Source organism: Pseudarthrobacter sp. CC4, assembly GCF_048957775.1.
Taxonomy (GTDB): Bacteria; Actinomycetota; Actinomycetes; order Actinomycetales; family Micrococcaceae; genus Arthrobacter.
The window spans coordinates 18,553-39,340 of the sequence record NZ_JARCCZ010000010.1; the positions used below are offsets into that span (position 1 = coordinate 18,553).

Here is a 20,788-nt window from a genome sequence, read left to right on the forward strand (position 1 = left end):
CGTCCTACAGGGTCACCTGGACGGCCGATTCCGGCAGCAGCCTGCTGTAATCCGCAGGCAGGGGAAGCTCAGTCCCGATGCTTTCGGAGAAGGCATTCATCACAAAGCCGGTAGTCAGCGTCTGCCACACCCTGATTTTGCGGAGCATGAAGTGGCCGGCCCCCTTGAGGGCAACATACTGCATGCTGGCTGCCTCGGCAGAGGCACGCCGGGCGAATAGCAGGGACGCCGAGGCGCTGGTCCACCTGTCCGTGGTTCCGTGCACAATAAGAACCTTGCGGTTGGCCACCCCGGATGTGGGAGTTGCGGGGTTGAGCCAGGGGGCAAGGGCGACGACGGCCTCCACACTTGGGTGGTCCGCGGCGATCACAGCGGTGAGCCCGCCCATGGAATGGCCTACCAGGAACACAGGCACGTCCGGGTGCTGTTCCCGGATCTTGGCTAGTGCCCAGCGGGCGTCCTGCAGCGGAGACATGTCATGGCCATTCCAGCCGCGAACGCTGTTGCGGAGCGACCACACGGCCAGCCCGTGCTTCCGCCCGGCGCGGTGCAGGTGCCAGGCGAAGGGCACCATCCTTGCCGGACTCAGGTGCCTGGCCTCCACCGGCTCATGGCTCCGGGATTTGCCCCCGTGCAGGACCAGGGCAACTCCGCGGGTGGGCCCTGACGAATTCCGGACGCTGAGCACTGCCTGCCGCGCAGCGCCGGGTGCTTCGGCAGGACGGGATTCGCCGTTTTCCTCAGTACTGCTGCTGGCCATGCCTGGTACCTCCGAGTCCCCGATGATCCATTTATCAACCCTACGGCGCCGGAAGTAGAGTTCAATGTATGAGGTGCTACTGCTGATGGGGTCCGGTCACTCCCACGCTTCCACAGGCCATTCGGAGCCGACGCCGGAAGCGATGGCCGCCCGACGGAAAGCCAACCGCATCCTGGCGGCGGTGCTGATCCCGCTGACGCTGCTCACGCTGGCGGGAATGGCGATGCTTTGGCCCTCGGGCAGCAAAGAGGGCATTTCCCTGGCCAACCCCTACGCTGCCGCCCCCGGGGTCACCTTCGACACCGGAACCATCCAAAGCGTGGTGACGGAAAACTGCATGCAGGGCGCGTCGCAGCAGGGCCAAAGCCAGCAGGGCCAAAACCAGCAGGCTTCGGGCGACCAGGCCCAGGGCCGGCAATCCCAACAGGGATCGGACTGCACTTTCGCGTTCACGGAGCCGGACAAGGGCGGCAGCCCGGTCAAAGTGGTCATCAACCCGGACGTCGCGAAGTCCCATGGGGTGAAGTCCGGGGACCAGATCCGGTACCTGAACCTGTCCAACGCCCCGGGCGCCTCAGCGGCCCAGGGCTCGCCGGCCTTCATTTTTGTGGACTTCGTCCGGACCCTGCCCATCGTCCTGCTCGCACTGCTGTATGCGGCGGTGGTGATCGCCGTGGCCCGCTGGCGGGGCCTGCGTGCCCTGATCGGGCTTGTCGGCGCCTACTTCGTGCTGGCCAGCTTTATGCTCCCGGGGCTGGTGGAGGGGAAACCGCCGCTGCTGCTGGCCCTGGTTGGGTCCACGGTGATCATGATCGGCGTCCTGTACTTCGCCCACGGATTCTCGGCACGGACCTCCACTGCACTCCTGGGCACCATGTTCGGGCTGGGGATCACGGCGCTCCTGGCCGCCTGGGCCACGGGCGCTGCCAATCTCGCCGGGGTGGGCAGCCACGACGCCACCACCCTGGTGAACACCTCTGCCAATATCTCCATCTCCGGCGTCATCCTGTGCGGGCTCATCATCTCCGGGCTGGGTGTCCTCAACGACGTGACCATCACCCAGTCCTCCGCCGTCTGGGAACTCTATGAACTGGCGCCGGGGAGCAGTGCCCGGAAGCTGTTCACCTCAGCCATGCGGATCGGCCGCGACCACATCGCCTCCACGGTGTACACCATCGCCTTCGCGTACGCCGGCGCGGCCCTGCCCATCCTCATCATCGTGATGCTGTACGACCGCCCGCTCGCGGACACGCTCACCAGCGCGGAACTTTCAGAGGAAGTCATCCGGACCCTCGTCGGCTCCATCGGACTGGTGCTGGCCATCCCCGTCACCACGCTGATCGCGGTTCTGGTGGTCAAGGCCACCGGCGTCCGGGCCGGCGCAGAGGCCGCTGCCCCTGCCGTGGAATCGAAGAGGCCGGGCCGGACACCGGCGGACTCAGCCAGCGGCAACGGCGGCCACACCATCGTGGACGACGTCGAGGACACAGGCGCCCTCGCAGCCGCCGCACTGGAGGGGCGCTCCAGGCGGTCGGCTGCAGGGGAGGACAGCGGGCTTCCCACCCGGCGGGGACGCCGGGCGGAACGGGGCTGACCGGCCCCACACGGGCACGGACTCCCGATTTGCCCGGCTTTGCAACAATAGACAGGTGACTGTTGCAGCAACTACTCCTGCCCCCAAGCTGGAACTCCCGCCCCTGAAGCTGGGTCCCATTACCGTGGACACGCCGGTGATCCTGGCACCCATGGCCGGCATCACCAACTCAGCGTTCCGCCGTTTGTGCCGGGAGTACGGCGGCGGCATGTACGTGGCGGAAATGGTCACCTCCCGCGCGCTGGTGGAGCGGACGCCGGAGTCACTGCGGATCATTTCCCACGACGACGACGAAAAGGTCCGGTCCGTCCAGCTGTACGGCGTGGACCCGGTAACAGTAGGGGCCGCCGTACGCATGCTCGTCGAGGAGGACCGCGCCGACCATATCGACCTCAACTTCGGCTGCCCCGTTCCCAAAGTCACCCGCCGGGGCGGCGGCTCGGCCTTGCCCTGGAAGATCGACCTCTTTACTTCGATCGTGCAGACGGCCGTCAAGGAAGCCTCCAAGGGCAACGTCCCGCTGACCATTAAGATGCGCAAGGGCATCGATGACGACCATCTCACGTACCTCGACGCAGGCCGCATTGCGCGCGATGCCGGCGTTGCCGCCGTCGCCCTTCACGGCAGGACAGCCGCGCAGTTCTACTCCGGACAGGCCGACTGGTCCGCAATCGCCCGCCTCCGCGAGGCGCTTCCGGACATCCCGGTGCTGGGCAACGGCGATATCTGGTCCGCGGAGGACGCGGTCCGGATGGTCCGCGAAACCGGTGTTGACGGCGTGGTGGTGGGCCGCGGCTGCCAGGGCAGGCCCTGGCTTTTCGGGGACCTGCAGGCGGCGTTCGAGGGAAGCGACACCCGGCACAGGCCCAACCTGGGCCAGGTTGCGCAGGGCGTCTACCGGCACGCGGAACTGATGGTGGAGACTTTCGGCGACGAAGGCAAGGCGCTGCGGGAGATCCGGAAACATATTGCCTGGTACTTCAAGGGCTATGTGGTGGGTGGTGAACTCAGGACGCGGATGGCGCTGGTGAACAGCCTCGAAGAGCTGCGCGCCGCGCTGGACGAGCTGGACGTCGACTCGCCCTACCCGGGAGGCGACGCCGAAGGCCCGCGCGGCCGCGCCGGCTCACCCAAGAGGCCTGCGCTGCCGAAGGACTGGCTGGAGTCCCGTGCCCTCAACGCCGACCAGTCGCGGGATATCTCGGCGGCGGAACTGGATGTTTCCGGTGGCTGAAACGCGCACTGCCGCCCCCGTCCTGCCGGGCTACGACACCCATGACTCCGCCCGGTGGGTGGAGGAACCGCCCAAGAACGTCTATCGCTCGGATTTTGAGCGGGACCGCGCCCGCGTGCTGCATTCCTCGGCGCTCCGCCGGCTGGGTGCCAAGACCCAGGTGGTGGCCCCGGACACGGACGACTTCGTGCGGACGCGCCTCACGCACAGCCTGGAAGTGGCCCAGGTGGGACGCGAACTGGGCCGTGCGCTCGGCTGCGATCCGGATGTTGTGGACACTGCCTGCCTGAGCCACGACCTCGGCCATCCGCCGTTCGGCCACAACGGTGAGTCCGCGCTGAATGAAGTGGCCCACGCCATCGGCGGGTTCGAAGGCAACGCCCAGACGCTGCGGCTGCTAACCAGGCTGGAACCCAAGGTGCTGACCCCGGACGGCCAGCCCGCGGGGCTGAACCTCACCAGGGCCAGCCTCGACGCGGCCGCAAAGTACCCGTGGTCCGCGCTGGAGGCCCCGGTGATCCACGGCCAGCGGACCAGCAAGTTCGGCGCTTACGAGGACGACCTCCCCATCTTCAACTGGATCCGGGAGGGTGCCCCGGAGCGCCGGTCCTGCCTCGAAGCCCAGGTCATGGACCTCGCCGACGACATCTCCTATTCGGTGCACGACGTGGAGGACGCGATCGTGGCCGGGCATTTCCAGCTGCGCTGGATGGACAACCCGGACCACCGCGCCCGGGTGGTGGGGTACGCCAAGCAGTGGTACCTGCCGCACAACGACCCGGCCGCCATCGACGCCGCCCTGGCCCGGCTCGAGGCCACGGACGTCTGGGTCCGCGAGGCCGACGGCAGCCGGAAATCCATGGCGGCCCTGAAAAACATGACCAGCCAGCTGATCGGCCGGTTCTGCCAAAGCGCGCTGGAAACCACCCGTGCCGTCTACGGCCCGGAGAACCTGACCCGGTACAGCGCCCAGCTGATGGTGCCGGACGAAACAGTGATGGAAATCGCCGTCATGAAGGGCCTGGCCACCACCTTCGTGATGACCACCGAGCACCGCCAGCCCATCTACGAGCGCCAGCGCGAGGTGCTCCACGCCCTGGTCACGGCGCTGAGCGCCACGGGCGACCGGCACCTGGAACCAATGTTTGCCGCCGATTGGCGGGATGCGGCCGACGACGGCGCCCGCCTTCGCGTGGTGATCGACCAGGTGGCGTCGCTGACCGACGGCTCCGCGCTCGCCATGTACGAACGCCTGGTGGGCAGCCTGCCGTCATTGTGGTGACCGGAATCAGGCGCGGAACTGGAAGGTCAGTGCCCGGGGCTAGGATGGCTCTGTGCCAGGGCTGATCAAACGCGAAGATATCGACGAAGTACGCCAGCGCACGGACATCAAGGAAGTGGTTGACGGCTACGTCACACTCAAGGGCGCCGGCCTGGGCACCTTCAAGGGCCTCTGTCCCTTCCACGACGAACGTTCCCCCTCCTTCACTGTCCGGCCGCAGGTGGGCCGCTACCACTGCTTCGGCTGCGGTGAAGACGGCGACGTCATCGCGTTTGTGCAGAAACAGGACCATAGCTCGTTCCAGGAGGCTGTTGAGAAGCTGGCCGCCCGGATCGGCTACGAGCTCCGGTACGAGGACGGCGGCACCGGCCCCAACCGGGAGGAAGTGGGCCGCCGGCAACGGCTGCTGGATGCCCACAAGATCGCGGACGAGTTCTTTCGCGCCCAGCTGCTGACACCCGGGGCTGCGGAGGCGCGGACCTTCCTGCACGGCCGGGGCTTTGACCGGGCGGCAGCGGAACACTTCGGCGTGGGCTACGCCCCGCAGGGTTGGGACGCCCTGCTCAAGCACCTGCGCGGGCGTGGCTTCACGGACGCCGAGCTGAAGCTCACAGGCATGTTCTCCGCCGGGGGACCCGGAAACCAGCAGAGAATCTATGACCGTTTCCGCGGCCGCCTCATTTGGCCCATCAAGGACATCGCGGGGGACACCATCGGCTTCGGCGCGCGCAGGCTCTACGAGGACGACCAGGGCCCCAAGTACCTCAATACCCCGGAGACGACGCTCTACAAGAAATCCCAGGTGCTGTACGGGATCGACCTCGCCAAGCGCAGCATCGCCAAGGACCGCCAGCTGGTGGTGGTGGAGGGCTACACGGACGTCATGGCGTGCCACCTCGCGGGAATTACGACGGCGGTGGCCACCTGCGGCACAGCGTTCGGCACCGAGCACATCAAGATCGCCCGCCGGCTGTTGTCCGACGACGGCACCGGGGGAGAGGTCGTCTTCACCTTTGACGGCGACGCCGCCGGGCAGAAGGCCGCGCTGCGCGCCTTCGAAGAGGACCAGCGCTTTACCGCCCAGACGTACGTGGCCGTGGAGCCCTCCGGCGCCGATCCCTGCGACCTGCGCCAAAGCAGGGGCGACGAAGCCGTGCACGCCCTGGTCCAGTCCCGCCGGCCGCTGTTCGAGTTTGCCATCCGCACCACCCTGAAGCAGTTCAACCTGGATACGGTGGAGGGCCGGGTGCAGGGACTGAAGGCCTCCGTGCCCGTGGTGGCTGCCATCCGCGACGCCTCCACCCGTACGGGCTACTGCCAGGCGCTGACCGGCTGGTTGGGCATGCCGGACCCCAACGAGGTGCTGCGGCTGGTCAATGCCGAAGTCAAAAACGCCGGCAAGCGCGGCGACCAGGGCGGGGCTCCCGGGCCGGGGCCGCGGACTTCCGCCCCCACCGCCCAACCAGGCGGACCCGGCGTGGCTGCAGGGCCGCCGTCGGGCGCTGTTCCTTCCTACCACCGTCCGGACCCCCGGGACCCCGTGGCGTCCATGGAGCGGCAGGCCCTTGAGGTTGCCCTGCAGGAACCATCGCTGCTGGCCGGCGGGATTTGGGAGCGCTTTTCGGCCGCGCGTTTCGCCACCCCTGCCTTCCAGGCTGTCCATGATGCCATGCGTGCCACGGACCCTGCGCTGACCGGCGACCCCGTCCGATGGGTGGAGCAGGTGATGCACGAGGTCCCCGAACCGTTGCGGCCCCTGGTGTCCGAACTGGCCGTGGTGCCGCTGCCCGCGAGCACTGAGGAAGCCGTCCGGAAGTACTGCCGCGACATCCTGTCACGGCTGTTCGAGCTTCAGATCACACGCGTCAAAGCGGATAAGATGGGCCAGCTCCAGCGGCTGGACCCCGCAGCGGATCCGGAAGCGTACCAGCGCCTTAACCGGGAACTGATGATGCTGGAGATGGAACGCCGGTCCCTGCGGGCGGAAAACTAGCTCCGGACCCCCGGCCGCTCCCTCGATTTCGTTTCCAGCCGGGGTCTTTGCTAGGCTGATACCCGCTTCATTCCTCCTTAGCTCAATTGGCAGAGCATTCGACTGTTAATCGAAGGGTTGCTGGTTCAAGTCCAGCAGGAGGAGCGCACAATCCCCGTTCCGGTCCTCCGGAGCGGGGATTTTTTATGCCCCCGAAAGCCGTCCCGGGCGGCCGGGATCGCCGATTTCACTTTGGCTGGAAACCTTTGCTAATGTCATACCTGCTTCATTCCTCCTTAGCTCAATTGGCAGAGCATTCGACTGTTAATCGAAGGGTTGCTGGTTCAAGTCCAGCAGGAGGAGCCACTAAAAAATCCCCGTTCCTCCGGTGTGGAGGGACGGGGATTTTTGCCTTCCTAGACGAAGTCCATTTCCACCTGCAGGAAGCGCTCCGCTTCGGCGATGGCAGCGATGAACGCCTCCTGCTCGGTGGGGGACTTCCGTGGCTGGCGGGGGTTCCACTCATGGGGCGCCGAATGGATCCGGACGAAGCCGGTTTCCGGCGGGGCGTAAAAGATTCCAAAGCGCTGCACGGGCCATTCGGGGGATGTTTCCGGAGCCACCAGCAACGCGGCCTTGAAGGCGGGGTTGTACCACTGGGCGATGGGACGGCGGCGGTCCTCGGTGAACAGGCCTGCCGCGTAGAGGGCGGCGGACTGGCCGCCGCCCTGGGCACACAACCGCTCCCACCACAGTGGCAGTATCCGGTTATCGCACCGTTGCCACGTGGCCGGAAGTGGCGGTTGATCCTGCCAGTTGGGCACGGACAACATTTTATCGCGCGGGCGGGGTTCGGCGGCAGAGGCCGGCACCGGCACAGGTCGCAAGCCCGGGCGCGGCAGGGTCAGGGACGGTTCCAGGGGCCGGGGTTGACCCGGTACAGCAGGGCCGATCCGGCCACCATCCCCAGCACAATTCCCATGGCAGGATTCCCCAGGGCGCGGCCGGCGAAATAGCCCGCGACGGCGCCGATCACCGCCCCGAGGAAGAGTCCCCTGCGGTTGCGGTGCGGCTTTCGTCCGGCGGTGTTCTTCATGGCGTCAGTGGATCGATGGGACGGTGCGCGGCCGGACTACCAGCCAGAGCGCCGCGATGGCCAGCAGGATGCACACTGCCTGCACCGCTCCCATGGGAGCAGCGCTGGTGATGCCCAGCCAGCCAACCACGGGGGAGATGAGGCCGGCCATCATAAAGGTCGAGAAGCCCAGCAGGGAGGCTGCAGTACCCGCCTGGGCAGCGTGGCCGGCCAGGGCCAGCACCTGGACGCAGGGGAACATGAAGCCCGTACCCATGATGTAGAACCACAGCGGAACCATGACTCCCCACAGGCCAAACCCCAGCTGGTCGAACACCACGATCAGCATGGCCATCAGGAACATCCAGGCTGTGGCGCCGGCAAGGATCCACTGCGGCGGCACCCGACGGATGAGGCGGGAACTCGTTTGGATGCCGGCAACAATGCCCAGCGAGTTGATGCCAAAGAGCAGGCCGTACTCCTGGGGCGAGAAGCCGAAGATGTCCTGGAACAGGAACGGCGAGGCTGAAAGGTACGTGAACAGGCCGCCGAAATTCAGGCCGGCCACCAGGAGCAGGCCGACAAACACGCGGTCGCCGAAAAGGATCCGGTAACGCTGGCGGACCGTCATGCCGCCATGCCGGCGATTTTCCGGGGGAAGGGTCTCCCGCACCAGGAACAGCGAGGCGATGATCACCAGCGTGCCGTAGGCGGCAAGGAACACGAAGATCCCGGGCCATGCCATTACCAGGAGCAGCTGTGAGCCGATCACGGGGGCCAGGATCGGCGCCAGGCCGTTGACCAGGGACATGCGGGAAAACATCTTCACCATCGCGTAGCCGGAGAAAAGGTCCCGGACCATCGCCATGGCCACGACACCGCCGCCGGCAGCACCCACGCCCATAAGGACGCGGAATATGCCCAGGGCGGTGATGTCCGTGGAGAGGGCAGCCCCCAGGGACGCCGCGATGTGCAGCGCCGTGGCCAGGATGAGGGGCGTCCGGCGGCCGAACTTGTCGCTGAACGGGCCCACCACGAGCTGTCCGATCGCAAAGCCCACGGTGGTTCCCGCCAGGGTCAGCTGGACCTGTGCCTCGCTCACTCCCAGGCTCGCCTCCAGGGCGGGGAACGCAGGAAGGTAAAGGTCGATCGTGAACGGACCCAGGGCGGTCAGGGCACCGAGGAGGAGGATGTACAGGAGTTTCCGGCGGCGGCTCAACAGATCGCCCGGATTGCTGGGGATGGTCACGGAGATCAATCCTAGGCCCGCAGCGGCCAACTTTGCAGCGTTGTAGGAGGTGCCGCCCGGCAAGCCCCGAAGTTCGTCCTTAACCTGAATGATAGTTTTGGTGCGGGGACTGTGCGGCTGCACTTTCCCGCAGCACACGGAAGCCGATTCGACCCATGACCAGTAAGGCGGAACCGATGAGCGGACGTCACAGCGGGCGTACCAGCCAGGGATTGCGCATCACAGCGCTCCCAGGGACGCTAAAACTCCTTTTCCGGTTGGCGCCGCGCCAGCTCAATGACGAAATCGCCTTCGCGAAGATCGAGCTCAAGCGCAAGGGAATCCAGGTCGGAGTAGCCGCTGCGTTCTTCGCCGTAGCCCTCGTCTTCCTTTTGTTCCTGGTGGTGGGCCTTATCGTTGCGGCCATCATGGGCCTGGCAACCATCATGCCCGCCTGGCTGGCCGCGCTCCTGGTGTCGGCGGCCTTCCTGCTGATAGCACTTATCGGCGGCCTGATCGGTGCAAGGAAATTCAAGAAGGCCATGCCGCTCCTCCCGGAGGAGACCATCCGCGGCATCAAGCACGATATCGGTGTGGCCAAGGAAGGTTCCGCCTTCAACGCCGCAATCCTGGATCCGCAGAGTCCGGAAGGCAAGGCCGCCAAAGCCGCGAAGGATGAAGCCGCGGCAAAGGCCAAGGCCGAGAAAGCGGCCAAAGCGGCTGAGCACGACAAGGAATTCCCGCACGCATCCGAGCCGGAGCTGGCCCGCCGCCTTAACCAGCGCCGCCACCACCTCACCGAAGTGCGCGACGAACTCGGCACTGAACTGGATGTCAAGACCCAAGCCCGGTACCTGCTGGCCTCCGCCCAGGACAAGCTGCGCGAAGGGCAGGCCCTGGCCGGCCACGGCCGGGATGTTGCAGGGCGGAAGTTCGCCGCCCTGTCCGGGTCCGCCGACCTTGACAAGCGCTGGAAGCCGCTGGCGGCCTTCATCGCCGCGGGGACTGTCTTCCTGGTGCTGGTCCGGAAGCTCCTGCGAACGTACTAGGGCAGGTGGCGGGCCCGTCCCGGTAACCCGCAGAAGGTCCATGGCTGGAACGGCAAGGCGCTCGCAGGGGGCGGCAGGAAGGAAAGGGGCACGGGGTGAAGTTCATTGGTGCCGGCTCCCGTCCCGGACGCCCCCAGGTGGACCATGACCGGGTGTTCACCATTCCCAACCTGCTCACCGTGGTGCGCTTCATGGGCGTCCCGCTCTTCATCTGGCTTGTCCTGGCGCAGAAGGAATACGGTGCCGGCGTAGTGGTCCTGGCGGTCATGGCCGGCACGGACTGGATTGACGGCTACATCGCCCGCCGATTCGACCAGACCTCCAAGCTCGGCCGGGTCCTGGACCCCATCGCCGACCGCCTCGCCCTGATCGCCGTGGCTGTCACGCTGGTGATCGCCGGCGTCGTCCACTGGCTGTACCTGGCCGCGCTGGTAGTCCCGGACGCCGTCCTGCTCGCCCTGACGCTGTCCTTCTTCCGGGGGCACCCGGACCTCCCCGTCAGCGTGGTGGGCAAGGTGCGCACCGGCCTGCTGCTGCTCGGGACGCCGATGCTGGTCCTTTCACGGCTGGATACGGGATTCTCCGGCGAGCTGTTCGTTGCCGCCTGGATAGTGCTCGGGCTTGGCCTGGTTGGCCACTGGATTGCCGCCTACAACTATTTCTGGGCCATCCTGCGGAAGGGCAGAATGCAGGCACAACACGACGACGGGACCACCTGATGGTGTGGATGGCGGTGGTGCTTGCGCTGCTGGGCGCCTTCTGCCTGGCCCTCGGCGCACAGCGCCAGGGAAGCGCCGTCAAGGCGGACACCGGCGGCCTTGCCCTGAGCTCCAACGGCTTCCTGCGACTGCTTCGGAATCCCCGCTGGGTGTTCGGCCTCCTGCTGCTGTGCGCCGGCATGGCCATGAATGCCGTGGCACTCGTATCCGCCCCGCTCACGGTCGTCCAGCCCATCGGCGCCATCGCCCTGGTGATCACCACCATCATCAATGCACGGGACCAGGACCTCACCATCAACCGGGCAACGGTGGTGGCCATCGCCGCCTGCGTGACGGGCTCCGCGCTCTTTGTCCTCCTGGCGGTCAACGTCACCCAGGAAAACCACCACGTGAGCGTGGAGGACGAGCTCACGATCGTGCTGCTGCTTGCCCTCGCCGTTGGAGTCTTCGGCACGCTCGCCGTCATGTTCAAACACCGGATCAATGCCTTCGTCTACATCCTGGGCGCCGGGGTGCTCTTTGGCTTCGTAGCCGTCCTCACCCGGATCATCGGCAAGCATCTGCTCGACCCGAACGGGCTGTTCCTGCTGAACGTTCAGTGGTACTCCGTGGTGGCCCTAATCGCCGCCGGCGGGCTGGGGTCCTGGTTTGTCCAAAACGCCTATTCCTCCGGCCCGCCGGACCTCGTGATCGCAGGACTCACGGTGATTGACCCCCTGGTGGGCATCGCGATCGGCATTGTGATCCTCGGTGAACTGCGCCCGGATGTCCACGCCGTGATGGCCATTGCGATGGGAACCGCGGCCTCCCTTGCTATCGTTGGGGTGATCGCCCTTTCCAGGCACCACCCCGAGGTCACGAAGCGCAAGAAGGACGCGCGGAAAGCCGTGGGCCGGGCGGTGCGTTAGCCGGCTGTCCAACACATCTTGTCCAGCAAATACTGTCCAGCAGATTTCCACCCCAGATCCAGATCCCGTCAACCCAAATTCACCACGAGGCCAGGCACCATGTGCATCGGCCAGCCGTGCTGCCAGTTCATGCTGTCCGCACCGTGACCATCAGGAGCTCTCCACGTGACCACGCCCGCCGACCAGCGTCCCCTGACCATACTGATTGCCGCGGACACGTATCCGCCCCATATCAACGGAGCAGCCCAGTTCGGCTACCGCCTGGCCAAGGGAATGACCGGCCGGGGACACGACGTGCACGTCCTGGCCTGCCGCGCGGACAACGGAAAGAGCTTCACCGAGTTCCGCCCGGAAGGAACGGTCCACAGGCTCCGTTCCCATGGGGTTCCCACACACGAATACTTCCGGATCTGCCTCCCCTGGGAAATCAAGAAGGAAATCAGCCTTCTTTTCGACCGCGTGCAGCCGGACGTGGTGCACATCCAGAGCCACTACATGATCGGCGAGCACGTCCTGTACGAGGCCGTGAAGCGCGGTGTGCGGATCGTTGCCACCAACCACTTCATGCCGGAAAACCTCAACCCGTTCCTGCCGTTTCCGCAGTGGTTCAAGGACATCATCGGCCGTATCTCGTGGAAGGACATGGGGAAGGTCATGGGTAAGGCGGACGTAGTCACCACGCCCACCCCGCTGGCGGCAAAGGCCATGCACCAGCACGCCTTCCTGCGCAAGGTGTTGCCGCTGTCCAACGGCATCGACTCCGCAGCCTACGAACTGCAGCCGGGGGAGCAGATCGATCCCCACCCGTACCCAACGGTGATGTTCGCCGGCCGGCTGGCCGAGGAGAAGCACGTGGACGTGCTGATCGAGGCCATCAGCAAGACCCCGCCGGAACTGAACGTGCACCTGGAGGTTGTTGGCGGCGGCGAGGTGCGCTCCGCCCTGGAGGAGCTCGTCGATCGGCTCGGGCTGCGGGACCGGGTAAAGTTCCTCGGGCTCGTCACCGACGAGGAGCTGCGGAAGGCCTATATCCAGGCGGACCTCTTCTGCATGCCGGGAACTGCCGAGCTGCAGTCGCTGGTGACGCTGGAGGCGATGTCTGCTTCCACCCCGGTGGTGTTGGCGGATGCCATGGCGCTGCCGCATCTGGTGCGTGACGGCGAGAACGGGTACCTCTTTACCCCCAACGACAGCGACGACCTCGCCAAGAAGATCACGCGGATCCTGGAGCTGCCGGCCGCTGAGCGCGCTGCCATGGGCCACGCCAGCCGGCAGATGGTGGAGCCGCACAGCATCCAGGGAACGCTGCAAACCTTTGAGGACCTTTACCGGGGCGCGGCGTTCGAGGACAAAGTGGTCTGAACGCTTTCCCGGGTTTGCTAGAGTGTTTTTGCCCTGCAGGTACGCCTCGGTTTGAGGCGGGCCGCCGCGGGGATTCGGGGCTATAGCTCAGCTGGTTAGAGCGCGGGACTCATAATCCTAAGGTCCTCGGTTCAAGTCCGAGTAGCCCTACATCTGCGGAAAACCGCGGCCGACGACCATCGTCGGCCGCGGTTTTCTTCCTTTAAGGCCACAATGTGCGGTATGTTACTCATCAGTAACTTACCGGGCTTCTTCCACGGAGCACGGGTCACCGCTGATCACTTGTGAGGTAACCATGTCAACAGCCGCTGCAGGCCTCAATGACCTTCCCTATGCTGACGGCGACTTCTTCGCCTTCGAGCAGCTGCTCAACGGAAAGGAACAGGACCGGCTGGCAGAGGTCAGGGAGTTCCTGGCGCGGGAGGTCAAGCCCATCGCCGTGGACTTCTGGAACCGTGGCGAATTCCCGATGGACCTCATCCCCAAGCTGGCCAACATCGACCTGGTCAGCCCGGTACGCCGGCAGGGCTATTCCAACCTCTTCGCGGGCCTGGTCCATGCAGAGGTGACCCGGGCCGACGCCTCCATCTCCACCTTCATGGGCGTCCACGACGGCCTGTTCACCGGCTCCATCGAAGCCCTTGCATCCCAGGAACAAAAGGACGCCTGGCTTCCTGACATTTACGCCCTGAAGAAGATCGGCGCCTTCGGGCTGACCGAACCGCTGGGCGGCAGCGACGTTGCCGGCGGAACCCGCACCACCGCCCGCCGGGAGGGCGGCAGCTGGATCCTCAACGGAGCAAAGCGCTGGATCGGCAACGCAACGTTCTCCGACTGGGTGGTCATCTACGCCAGGGATGTGGACGACAACCAGGTCAAGGGCTTTCTCGTGGACACCACGCTGGAGGGCTTCAGCGCCACCAAGATCGAGAACAAGATCGCACTGCGGACTGTACAAAACGCCGACATCACCCTGGACAACGTGCTGGTCCCGGACTTCTTCAAGCTGGCACACGCCAACAGCTTCCGCGATGTCAACAAGGTCCTGAAGGTCACCCGGCTGGGCGTCGCCTGGCAGGCCGTGGGCCAGCAGCTGGCCGCCTTCGATGTGGCCCGGCGCTACGCCGTTGAACGCCACCAGTTCGGCCGGCCGCTCGCATCCTTCCAGCTGGTCCAAAGCCAGCTGGTGCAGATCCTGGGCAATGCCGTCAGCTCCATGGGCATGATGGTCCGGCTCTCGCAGCTGGAGGACGCAGGTCAGGCGCGCGACGAGCAGTCCGCCCTCGCCAAGGCCTTCACCACGGCGAGGATGCGCGAGAGCGTGGCGATCGGCCGGAGCATCCTGGGCGGCAACGGCATTGTGACGGACTTCGAGATGGCCAAGATCTTCGCCGACGCTGAAGCCATTTACTCCTATGAAGGCACCCACGAGATCAACACCCTGGTCACCGGCCGCGCCATCACCGGCATCTCCGCGATCGTCTAGCCTTGCCGGCCTGCCGCGGCGCCCCCGGGCCGGGCATCAGGGCGGCGCTTCGAGCGGCAGGAGGATGGACGGCCGCAGATCCATGACGAACTGCAGCGGATTGACGTAGTCGTCCCCGCGCCGCACACCCCAGTGCAGGCAGGGCGCTGCCGGGCAATGCCCCGGAAGTACCGTGCCGACAGGCTGCCCGGCTGCAACCGCGCTGCCTGGCGCCAAGGTGCTAGCAACCGGCTCAAAGCTGCTCCGCAGCCCGTTGCCATGGTCGATGGTGATTACCGGGCGGTCCACCACCACTCCCACGAAGCTGACGGTGCCCGCGGCCGGCGACGTGACGTGTGCGCCGTCGGACGCTGCTCCCAGGTCCACGCCCCGGTGGCCGCTGAGCCAGGGCTTCGGGGGCGGGTCAAAATCCCGCAACACCAGGGGGCGGGGGCTGAGGGGCCATTGCCAGGAGGGTGTGGCCAGGCCGGCGGTGGGGTCCGAAGCCGCCTTCACCATGGCTGCCGGGGGTTCAACGTAGGCCGGCGCCGCGGCGAGTGGCTCCCCGGCCGGGGACAGCGAGGCGGGCACCAGGAGGAACGCCGCGAGCAGCAATGGTGGTCTCATGCCACCAGCGTGCGCCCGCCCTGAATCATGCGGCGAGTGGCGGGTGCGGCTATGTGGATAAGGCGCGGGCCGGCGCCGTTCCTGTCCTCGTCAGTGTCCTCTGGCCGAGGGTGCCTGTAGTACACTTGATGGAGCAGTTTGCTGCGCCCTCAACGCCTTCCGTCCAGCGGCTATCCAGTGGTTCTTCCAACGGTATATGTTCCTGTCCGTGCGGCGTCGGCACATCTCATTCAGGAGTGTGGGGGAGCGGCGGCTGACTACGCGCATCCAGCCCTCCATCAGCAACGCCCAGGCCAAGCTGGCGGAGGATCAGGCCTCTTGCGGTCGGGACTCCGGTCCCGATGGGAAGCCTGATGGATGCCAGGAGCACGGCCCGTCCGGGCCACGCTAATCAACCGTCAACTATTGGCAGGGTAAGAAGCCTCCGGGTTTTCTCATGAATGACCTGCCGGAAAATAAGGAGCGTCGGAATGCCCGTCGTAACCATGCGCCAGCTGCTTGACAGCGGCGTCCACTTTGGACACCAGACCCGCCGTTGGAACCCGAAGATGAAGCGCTTCATCTTCACCGAGCGCAACGGCATCTACATCATCGACCTTCAGCAGTCGCTGTCCTACATCGACCGCGCCTACGAGTTCGTGAAGGCCACCGTTGCCCACGGCGGCACCGTCCTCTTCGTCGGCACCAAGAAGCAGGCCCAGGAAGCGATTGCCGAGCAGGCAACCCGCGTTGGCCAGCCCTACGTCAACCAGCGCTGGCTCGGCGGCATGCTGACCAACTTCCAGACGGTCGCCAAGCGCATCCAGCGCATGAAGGAACTCGAAGAGATCGACTTCGACGACGTCGCCGGTTCCGCGTACACCAAGAAGGAGCTGCTGCTCCTGAAGCGCGAACTCACCAAGCTGGAGTCCAACCTCGGCGGTATCCGCAACCTGACCAAGGCACCGTCCGTGCTCTGGATCGTGGACACCAAGAAGGAACACCTCGCCGTCGACGAGGCCAAGAAGCTGAACATCCCGGTTGTTGCCATCCTGGACACCAACTGCGATCCGGATGAGGTCGACTTCCCGATCCCGGGCAACGACGACGCCATCCGCTCCGTCAACCTCCTCACCCGCGTTGTTGCAGACGCCGTTGCCGAAGGCCTCATCGCGCGCAACAGCCGTGGCACGGGCGCTACTGAAGCTCCGGAAGAGCCGCTGGCCGAGTGGGAGCGCGAGCTCCTCGAAGGCAGCAAGGCCGAAGCTGCAGCGCCGGCAGAAGAAGCTGCCGCACCCGCCGCCGCTGAAGCTGCCGCACCCGCCGCTGCTGAAGCTGCTGCTCCGGCGGAGGAAGCTGCGGCTCCTTCCGAAGAAGCCAAGTAACACAAGTAGATCCGGATTTTCCGGCGCCGTCCTGCGGCAGCCGGAGCTGCTGACAGGATGGCGGCCCGCCACGGGCTGCCGTCCTGTCGGTCCGTACACCACAACAAATTTCTAGACAGAGGGGTTCACATGGCGAACTACACTGCCGCGGACATCAAGGCCCTGCGCGAGCGCACCGGCGCCGGCATGATGGACGTCAAGAAGGCTCTTGACGAGGCCAACGGCGACGCCGAGAAGGCCATCGAGATCATCCGCATCAAGGGCCTGAAGGGCGCCACCAAGCGCGAAGGCCGCTCCACCGCTGAAGGCCTGGTGGCCGCAAAGGTCAGCAACGGCGTCGGCGTCATGATCGAGGTCAACTGCGAGACCGACTTCGTTGCCAAGGCTGACAAGTTCATCCAGCTGGCGGACAAGGTCCTGGCTGTTGCCGTCGAGTCCGGCGCTGCCGACCTCGAGACCCTGCTCGCCGCTGATGTTGACGGCAAGCCCCTCTCCGAGGTCGTCGTCGAAGAAGGCGCCGTCCTGGGCGAGAAGGTTGTTGTCCGCCGCATCTCCCGCATCGAGGGTGCAACGGTCGACGCTTACCTGCACAAGACCTCCAAGGACCTGCCGGCCCAGGTCGGCGTGCTGTTCGCTGTTGACGGTGAAGGCGAAGCTGCTGCCACCGCAGCCCACGATGTCGCAGTCCACATTGCTGCCATGGCCCCGAACTACCTGACCCGCGAGGACGTTCCGTCCGACCTGGTGGAGTCCGAGCGCCGCATCGCCGAAGAAACCGCCAAGGCCGAGGGCAAGCCCGAAGCCGCCCTCACCAAGATCGTGGAAGGCCGCGTTACCGGCTTCTATAAGGGTGAGGTCCTGGTTGACCAGGCATTCGCCAAGGACGCCAAGAAGTCCGTGGCACAGGTCCTCGCTGAGGCCGGTGTCAAGGGAACCGCGTTCACGCGTTTCCGCGTCGGCTCCTAGCCGAAACTGCAAGGGGGTGGCCACTTCGGTGGCCGCCCCTTTTGCATGCGCGGGGGAAGGCACCGTCCGGGACAGGCCCGCATGGGACCTTTGGCCGCGCAGCAGGATAACCTTTTTAGAGTTCACCAACGGGAAGGCATCATGGAAGCCGTCAACACTGTAATCCAGCCAGAGAAAAGTCGACGCCGGGTCCTCCTGAAGCTCTCCGGCGAGGTCTTTGGCGGCGGGAAGCTGGGCGTTGACCCGGAGACCGTCCGCGACGTCGCCAAGCAGATCGCCGCAGCCGTGCCCCAGGTGGAGGTGGCCATCGTCGTGGGCGGCGGCAACTTCTTCCGCGGCGCCGAACTTTCCCAGAGCGGCATGGACCGCTCCCGCGCCGACTACATGGGCATGCTCGGCACCGTGATGAACTGCCTTGCCCTCCAGGACTTCCTGGAACAGGCCGGCGTCGAAACCCGCGTCCAGAGCGCCATCACCATGGGCCAGGTCGCCGAGGCCTACATTCCCCGCCGCGCCATCCGCCACATGGAAAAGGGCCGCGTGGTCATTTTCGGTGCCGGCGCCGGGCTGCCGTACTTCTCCACCGACACCGTCGCGGCGCAGCGGGCCCTCGAGGTCCACGCCGACGTCGTCCTGATGGCCAAGAGCGGTGTGGACGCCGTCTACACCGCCGACCCCAAGAAGGACCCCACAGCAGAGCGGCTGGAAACCCTTAGCTACGACGATGCGCTCCGCCGGGACATCCGGGTCATGGACCAGACGGCCATGACCATGTGCAAGGACAACAACCTTTCCATGGTGGTCTTTGGGATGGAAGGCGAAGGCAACGTCACCCGCGCCATCCTCGGCGAAAAGCTGGGCACCCTGGTGACCGCCTAGCTGCGGCTAGGATGTTTTCAGGACAGTTCCGTCCGTGCCCTTAGGGGCACGGACGGACCAGCAACAGAGAACCACGTTGTGTGCAGCGACCCGGCCACCCGGCCTGCACCAGGACCTTCAGGAGAGACCGTGATCGAAGAAACCTTGCTCGAAGCCGAAGAGAAGATGGACAAGGCAGTAGAGGTAGCCAAGGAAGACTTCGCTTCCGTCCGCACCGGCCGCGCCAACCCGGGCCTGTACAACAAGGTGCTGGTGGAGTACTACGGCTCGCCCACGCCGCTGCAGCAGCTTGCCTCGTTCGCCATCCCGGACGCCCGCACCATCCTCATCACCCCCTTTGACAAGACGGCCCTGCGCGACATCGAGCGTGCCCTCAGCGATTCCGAGGTGGGCGCCAACCCCTCCAACGACGGCAACGTCATCCGGATCACCATCCCGGAGCTGACCAAGGAACGCCGCAAGGAATACGTCAAGATCGTCAAGACCAAGGGCGAGGACGCCAAGGTGTCCATCCGCAACATCCGCCGCAAGGCCAAGGAAACCCTGGACAGGCTGGTCAAGGACGGCGAGGCAGGGGAGGACGAGGGCACCCGCGCCGAGAGGGAGCTGGACAGCCTCACCAAAGCCCACGTGGACGGCATCGATGAGCTGCTCAAGCGCAAGGAAGCAGAGCTGCTCGAAGTCTGATGGGCCAGGCAGATCAGGCCCCGGCAGCCAGGGCGCGCATACGGGGGAAGCAGCCCAGGAGCAACCCGACGCCAAAGGCCGGACGTAACCTTCCGGCCGCCGTCGTGGTGGGTCTGGCCATGTTGTTTGCCGTGCTGGGTGGCCTGTTGCTGCTCCCGCTCGGCTTCGTTGCGGTAACCACCACCTTCGCTATCTTCGGCGTCTGGGAAATCTACCGCGCCTTGGAGGCAAACGGGACCAGGATGCCCATCGTGCCGGTCATGACCGGTACGGTGGCCATGCCTTTTGCCGCCTACCTCGGGGGCATAGAAAGCCTCCTGTTCGCCATGCTGCTGAGCTCTGTGGCGGTGCTGCTCTGGCGATCCGTCGAAAGCGCCGCCGGCTCGGCCAACAGCATCTTCGCGGGCGTCTTCACACTGGGCTGGGTGCCGTTCTTCATCAGCTTCGCCGTGCTGCCGCTGCACGCCGCCGGCGGTGCCACCCCGCTGGGGCTGTGGCCGGGCGGGACGATCCCCCAGGGCGCCTGGCAGGTGGCAGTGATGCTCCTGCTGGTGGTTTCCAACGACACCTTCGGCTACCTGGTGGGGGCGTCGCTGGGCAAGCACCCCATGGCACCCAAAATCAGCCCCAAGAAGTCCTGGGAAGGATTCGCCGGGTCCATCGGCGGGGCCATGCTCATCGGCATCCTTGCCTGCCTGTTTGTCCTCGACAAACCCTGGTGGGTGGGCATCGTCCTGGCGGTTGGCCTGGTTGCCGCTTCCACCGCCGGAGACCTCGCTGAATCGATGGTCAAGCGCGAACTGGGCATCAAGGACATGAGCAGCATCCTGCCCGGGCACGGGGGAGTCATGGACAGGCTGGACTCGATCGTCTTTGCGTCGCCGGCAGCGTTCATCCTCTACGGGCTGGTGGCCGGTGCCTGACACAAACACCGCCGGAACGGCAGATCACCCCCGGGCACAAATAAGCTGGTGCGGAAGTACTACGGCTGAAGAGCATTGAAGGAAGCAAAAGTGGCATTGGACATTCATCGGCAGATCCCTGCATCCTTTGAACGCGTGAAGCGCGGTGAGTATGGCTACAACGCCAAACAGGTGGACCAGTTCCTGCAGCGTGCCCGGGTGTCATTGGAGACTCCGGAATCAGCGGCCCAGCCCATCAACAGTTCAGACGTCCGGGCTGTCTCCTTCGATCCCGTCAAAGGCGGGTATTCGGCCGCGGTGGTGGATGCCGCGCTGGACCGGCTTGAGGACGCCTTCGCCCGCCGGGAGCGGGACGAGCTGATCGCAGCCCGCGGCGAAGAGGCCTGGCTGCGCGAGATCGGAAACCTTTCCGGCATCCTCCGCGGGCGGCTGCACCGCCCCGACGGCGACCGCTTCCGCCGCCCCGCCAAGAAGAAAGCGCGCAGCTACAACACGGCCGACGTCGACCGGCTGTGCCGCGAGCTGATTGCCTACCTTGAGCAGGACAAGCCCCTCAGCGTGGACAGTGTGCGCCGGGCCGTGTTCCGCCCGGCCGTGGGCAGGGACGGGTACGAGGAATCGCAGGTGGACGCGTTCCTGGACCGCGTCGTGGAGCTGATGGCTGCCATCGACTGAGCCGCCGGCCAGCCGCCGG

Annotated in this window: 20 protein-coding genes and 3 tRNA genes; 18 read left to right on the forward strand and 5 right to left on the reverse strand. The window is 65.7% G+C overall.

Annotation, left to right across the window (positions count from 1 at the left end):
* Window positions 1-4: 4 nt before the first annotated feature.
* Window positions 5-760, reverse strand: coding sequence for an alpha/beta hydrolase (locus PV768_RS08205; RefSeq protein WP_157238635.1), 756 nt, complete (start codon window positions 758-760; stop codon window positions 5-7).
* 142 nt (window positions 761-902) lie between these two features.
* Between PV768_RS08205 and PV768_RS08210 the strand changes: the two genes are divergently transcribed.
* From PV768_RS08210 to PV768_RS08235, 6 genes are all read left to right on the forward strand, one after another.
* Window positions 903-2,354 carry a YibE/F family protein gene (locus tag PV768_RS08210; protein WP_421092828.1) on the forward strand — a complete coding sequence of 484 codons (1,452 nt, stop codon included), beginning with the start codon at window positions 903-905 and terminating at the stop codon, window positions 2,352-2,354.
* A gap of 55 nt (window positions 2,355-2,409) precedes the next feature.
* On the forward strand, window positions 2,410-3,588 hold the full coding sequence (dusB, locus tag PV768_RS08215) for a tRNA dihydrouridine synthase DusB (protein ID WP_321215811.1): 1,179 nt from the start codon (window positions 2,410-2,412) through the stop codon (window positions 3,586-3,588).
* Entirely contained in the window at window positions 3,572-4,870 is a 1,299-nt protein-coding gene (locus PV768_RS08220) for a deoxyguanosinetriphosphate triphosphohydrolase (protein ID WP_157238634.1), read from the forward strand. Before dusB ends, PV768_RS08220 begins: the two co-directional genes overlap by 17 nt.
* Window positions 4,871-4,922: 52 nt before the next feature.
* Window positions 4,923-6,863 (forward strand): DNA primase, encoded by a 1,941-nt coding sequence (gene dnaG, locus PV768_RS08225; protein ID WP_421092774.1) that lies wholly within the window; start codon window positions 4,923-4,925, stop codon window positions 6,861-6,863.
* 71 nt (window positions 6,864-6,934) lie between these two features.
* A tRNA-Asn gene (locus tag PV768_RS08230) sits at window positions 6,935-7,007 on the forward strand.
* A gap of 125 nt (window positions 7,008-7,132) precedes the next feature.
* Window positions 7,133-7,208, forward strand: a tRNA-Asn gene (locus tag PV768_RS08235).
* 50 nt (window positions 7,209-7,258) lie between these two features.
* On the opposite strand, the gene PV768_RS08240 is transcribed toward PV768_RS08235, so the two are convergent.
* The 3 genes from PV768_RS08240 to PV768_RS08250 form a co-directional block, all read right to left on the reverse strand.
* Entirely contained in the window at window positions 7,259-7,666 is a 408-nt protein-coding gene (locus PV768_RS08240; protein WP_421092775.1) for a hypothetical protein, read from the reverse strand.
* An 80-nt stretch (window positions 7,667-7,746) separates the two neighbouring features.
* Window positions 7,747-7,938: a hypothetical protein gene (locus PV768_RS08245; RefSeq protein WP_421092776.1), complete on the reverse strand. Its 192-nt coding sequence runs from the start codon at window positions 7,936-7,938 to the stop codon at window positions 7,747-7,749.
* Window positions 7,939-7,942: 4 nt separating this feature from the next.
* Window positions 7,943-9,172 (reverse strand): multidrug effflux MFS transporter, encoded by a 1,230-nt coding sequence (locus PV768_RS08250; RefSeq protein ID WP_370460766.1) that lies wholly within the window; start codon window positions 9,170-9,172, stop codon window positions 7,943-7,945.
* Window positions 9,173-9,342: 170 nt separating this feature from the next.
* On the opposite strand from PV768_RS08250, the gene PV768_RS08255 reads away from it, so the two are divergent.
* From PV768_RS08255 to PV768_RS08280, 6 genes are all read left to right on the forward strand, one after another.
* Entirely contained in the window at window positions 9,343-10,194 is an 852-nt protein-coding gene (locus PV768_RS08255) for a phage holin family protein (protein ID WP_421092777.1), read from the forward strand.
* Between the two features lie 95 nt (window positions 10,195-10,289).
* Window positions 10,290-10,913: a CDP-alcohol phosphatidyltransferase family protein gene (locus tag PV768_RS08260; RefSeq protein WP_321215816.1), complete on the forward strand. Its 624-nt coding sequence runs from the start codon at window positions 10,290-10,292 to the stop codon at window positions 10,911-10,913.
* On the forward strand, window positions 10,913-11,821 hold the full coding sequence (locus tag PV768_RS08265; RefSeq protein WP_157238629.1) for a DMT family transporter: 909 nt from the start codon (window positions 10,913-10,915) through the stop codon (window positions 11,819-11,821). The genes PV768_RS08260 and PV768_RS08265 overlap by 1 nt, the downstream gene beginning before the upstream one ends.
* A gap of 165 nt (window positions 11,822-11,986) precedes the next feature.
* On the forward strand, window positions 11,987-13,183 hold the full coding sequence (locus tag PV768_RS08270; RefSeq protein ID WP_321215817.1) for a glycosyltransferase: 1,197 nt from the start codon (window positions 11,987-11,989) through the stop codon (window positions 13,181-13,183).
* A gap of 76 nt (window positions 13,184-13,259) precedes the next feature.
* Window positions 13,260-13,333, forward strand: a tRNA-Ile gene (locus tag PV768_RS08275).
* A gap of 145 nt (window positions 13,334-13,478) precedes the next feature.
* Window positions 13,479-14,669, forward strand: coding sequence for an acyl-CoA dehydrogenase family protein (locus PV768_RS08280; protein WP_421092778.1), 1,191 nt, complete (start codon window positions 13,479-13,481; stop codon window positions 14,667-14,669).
* Window positions 14,670-14,705: 36 nt separating this feature from the next.
* On the opposite strand, the gene PV768_RS08285 is transcribed toward PV768_RS08280, so the two are convergent.
* Window positions 14,706-15,275: a M23 family metallopeptidase gene (locus PV768_RS08285; RefSeq protein WP_321215819.1), complete on the reverse strand. Its 570-nt coding sequence runs from the start codon at window positions 15,273-15,275 to the stop codon at window positions 14,706-14,708.
* Window positions 15,276-15,745: 470 nt separating this feature from the next.
* Here PV768_RS08285 and rpsB point away from each other — a divergent pair, with 470 nt between their 5' ends.
* The 6 genes from rpsB (at window position 15,746) to PV768_RS08315 (ending at window position 20,769) form a co-directional block, all read left to right on the forward strand.
* The gene (rpsB, locus tag PV768_RS08290) at window positions 15,746-16,639 is read left to right on the forward strand and encodes a 30S ribosomal protein S2 (RefSeq protein ID WP_157238627.1); all 894 of its coding nucleotides are present in this window, start codon (window positions 15,746-15,748) and stop codon (window positions 16,637-16,639) included.
* A 129-nt stretch (window positions 16,640-16,768) separates the two neighbouring features.
* Entirely contained in the window at window positions 16,769-17,605 is an 837-nt protein-coding gene (gene tsf, locus PV768_RS08295; RefSeq protein WP_157238626.1) for a translation elongation factor Ts, read from the forward strand.
* Between the two features lie 141 nt (window positions 17,606-17,746).
* Window positions 17,747-18,484, forward strand: a complete 738-nt coding sequence (gene pyrH / locus PV768_RS08300) for a UMP kinase (protein ID WP_013600472.1) — start codon at window positions 17,747-17,749, stop codon at window positions 18,482-18,484.
* A 129-nt stretch (window positions 18,485-18,613) separates the two neighbouring features.
* Entirely contained in the window at window positions 18,614-19,171 is a 558-nt protein-coding gene (gene frr, locus PV768_RS08305) for a ribosome recycling factor (RefSeq protein ID WP_321215821.1), read from the forward strand.
* Window positions 19,171-20,094, forward strand: coding sequence for a phosphatidate cytidylyltransferase (locus tag PV768_RS08310; protein ID WP_157238625.1), 924 nt, complete (start codon window positions 19,171-19,173; stop codon window positions 20,092-20,094). The genes frr and PV768_RS08310 overlap by 1 nt, the downstream gene beginning before the upstream one ends.
* Window positions 20,095-20,184: 90 nt before the next feature.
* Window positions 20,185-20,769: a DivIVA domain-containing protein gene (locus PV768_RS08315; RefSeq protein WP_323057635.1), complete on the forward strand. Its 585-nt coding sequence runs from the start codon at window positions 20,185-20,187 to the stop codon at window positions 20,767-20,769.
* The last annotated feature ends 19 nt before the right edge of the window (window positions 20,770-20,788 follow it).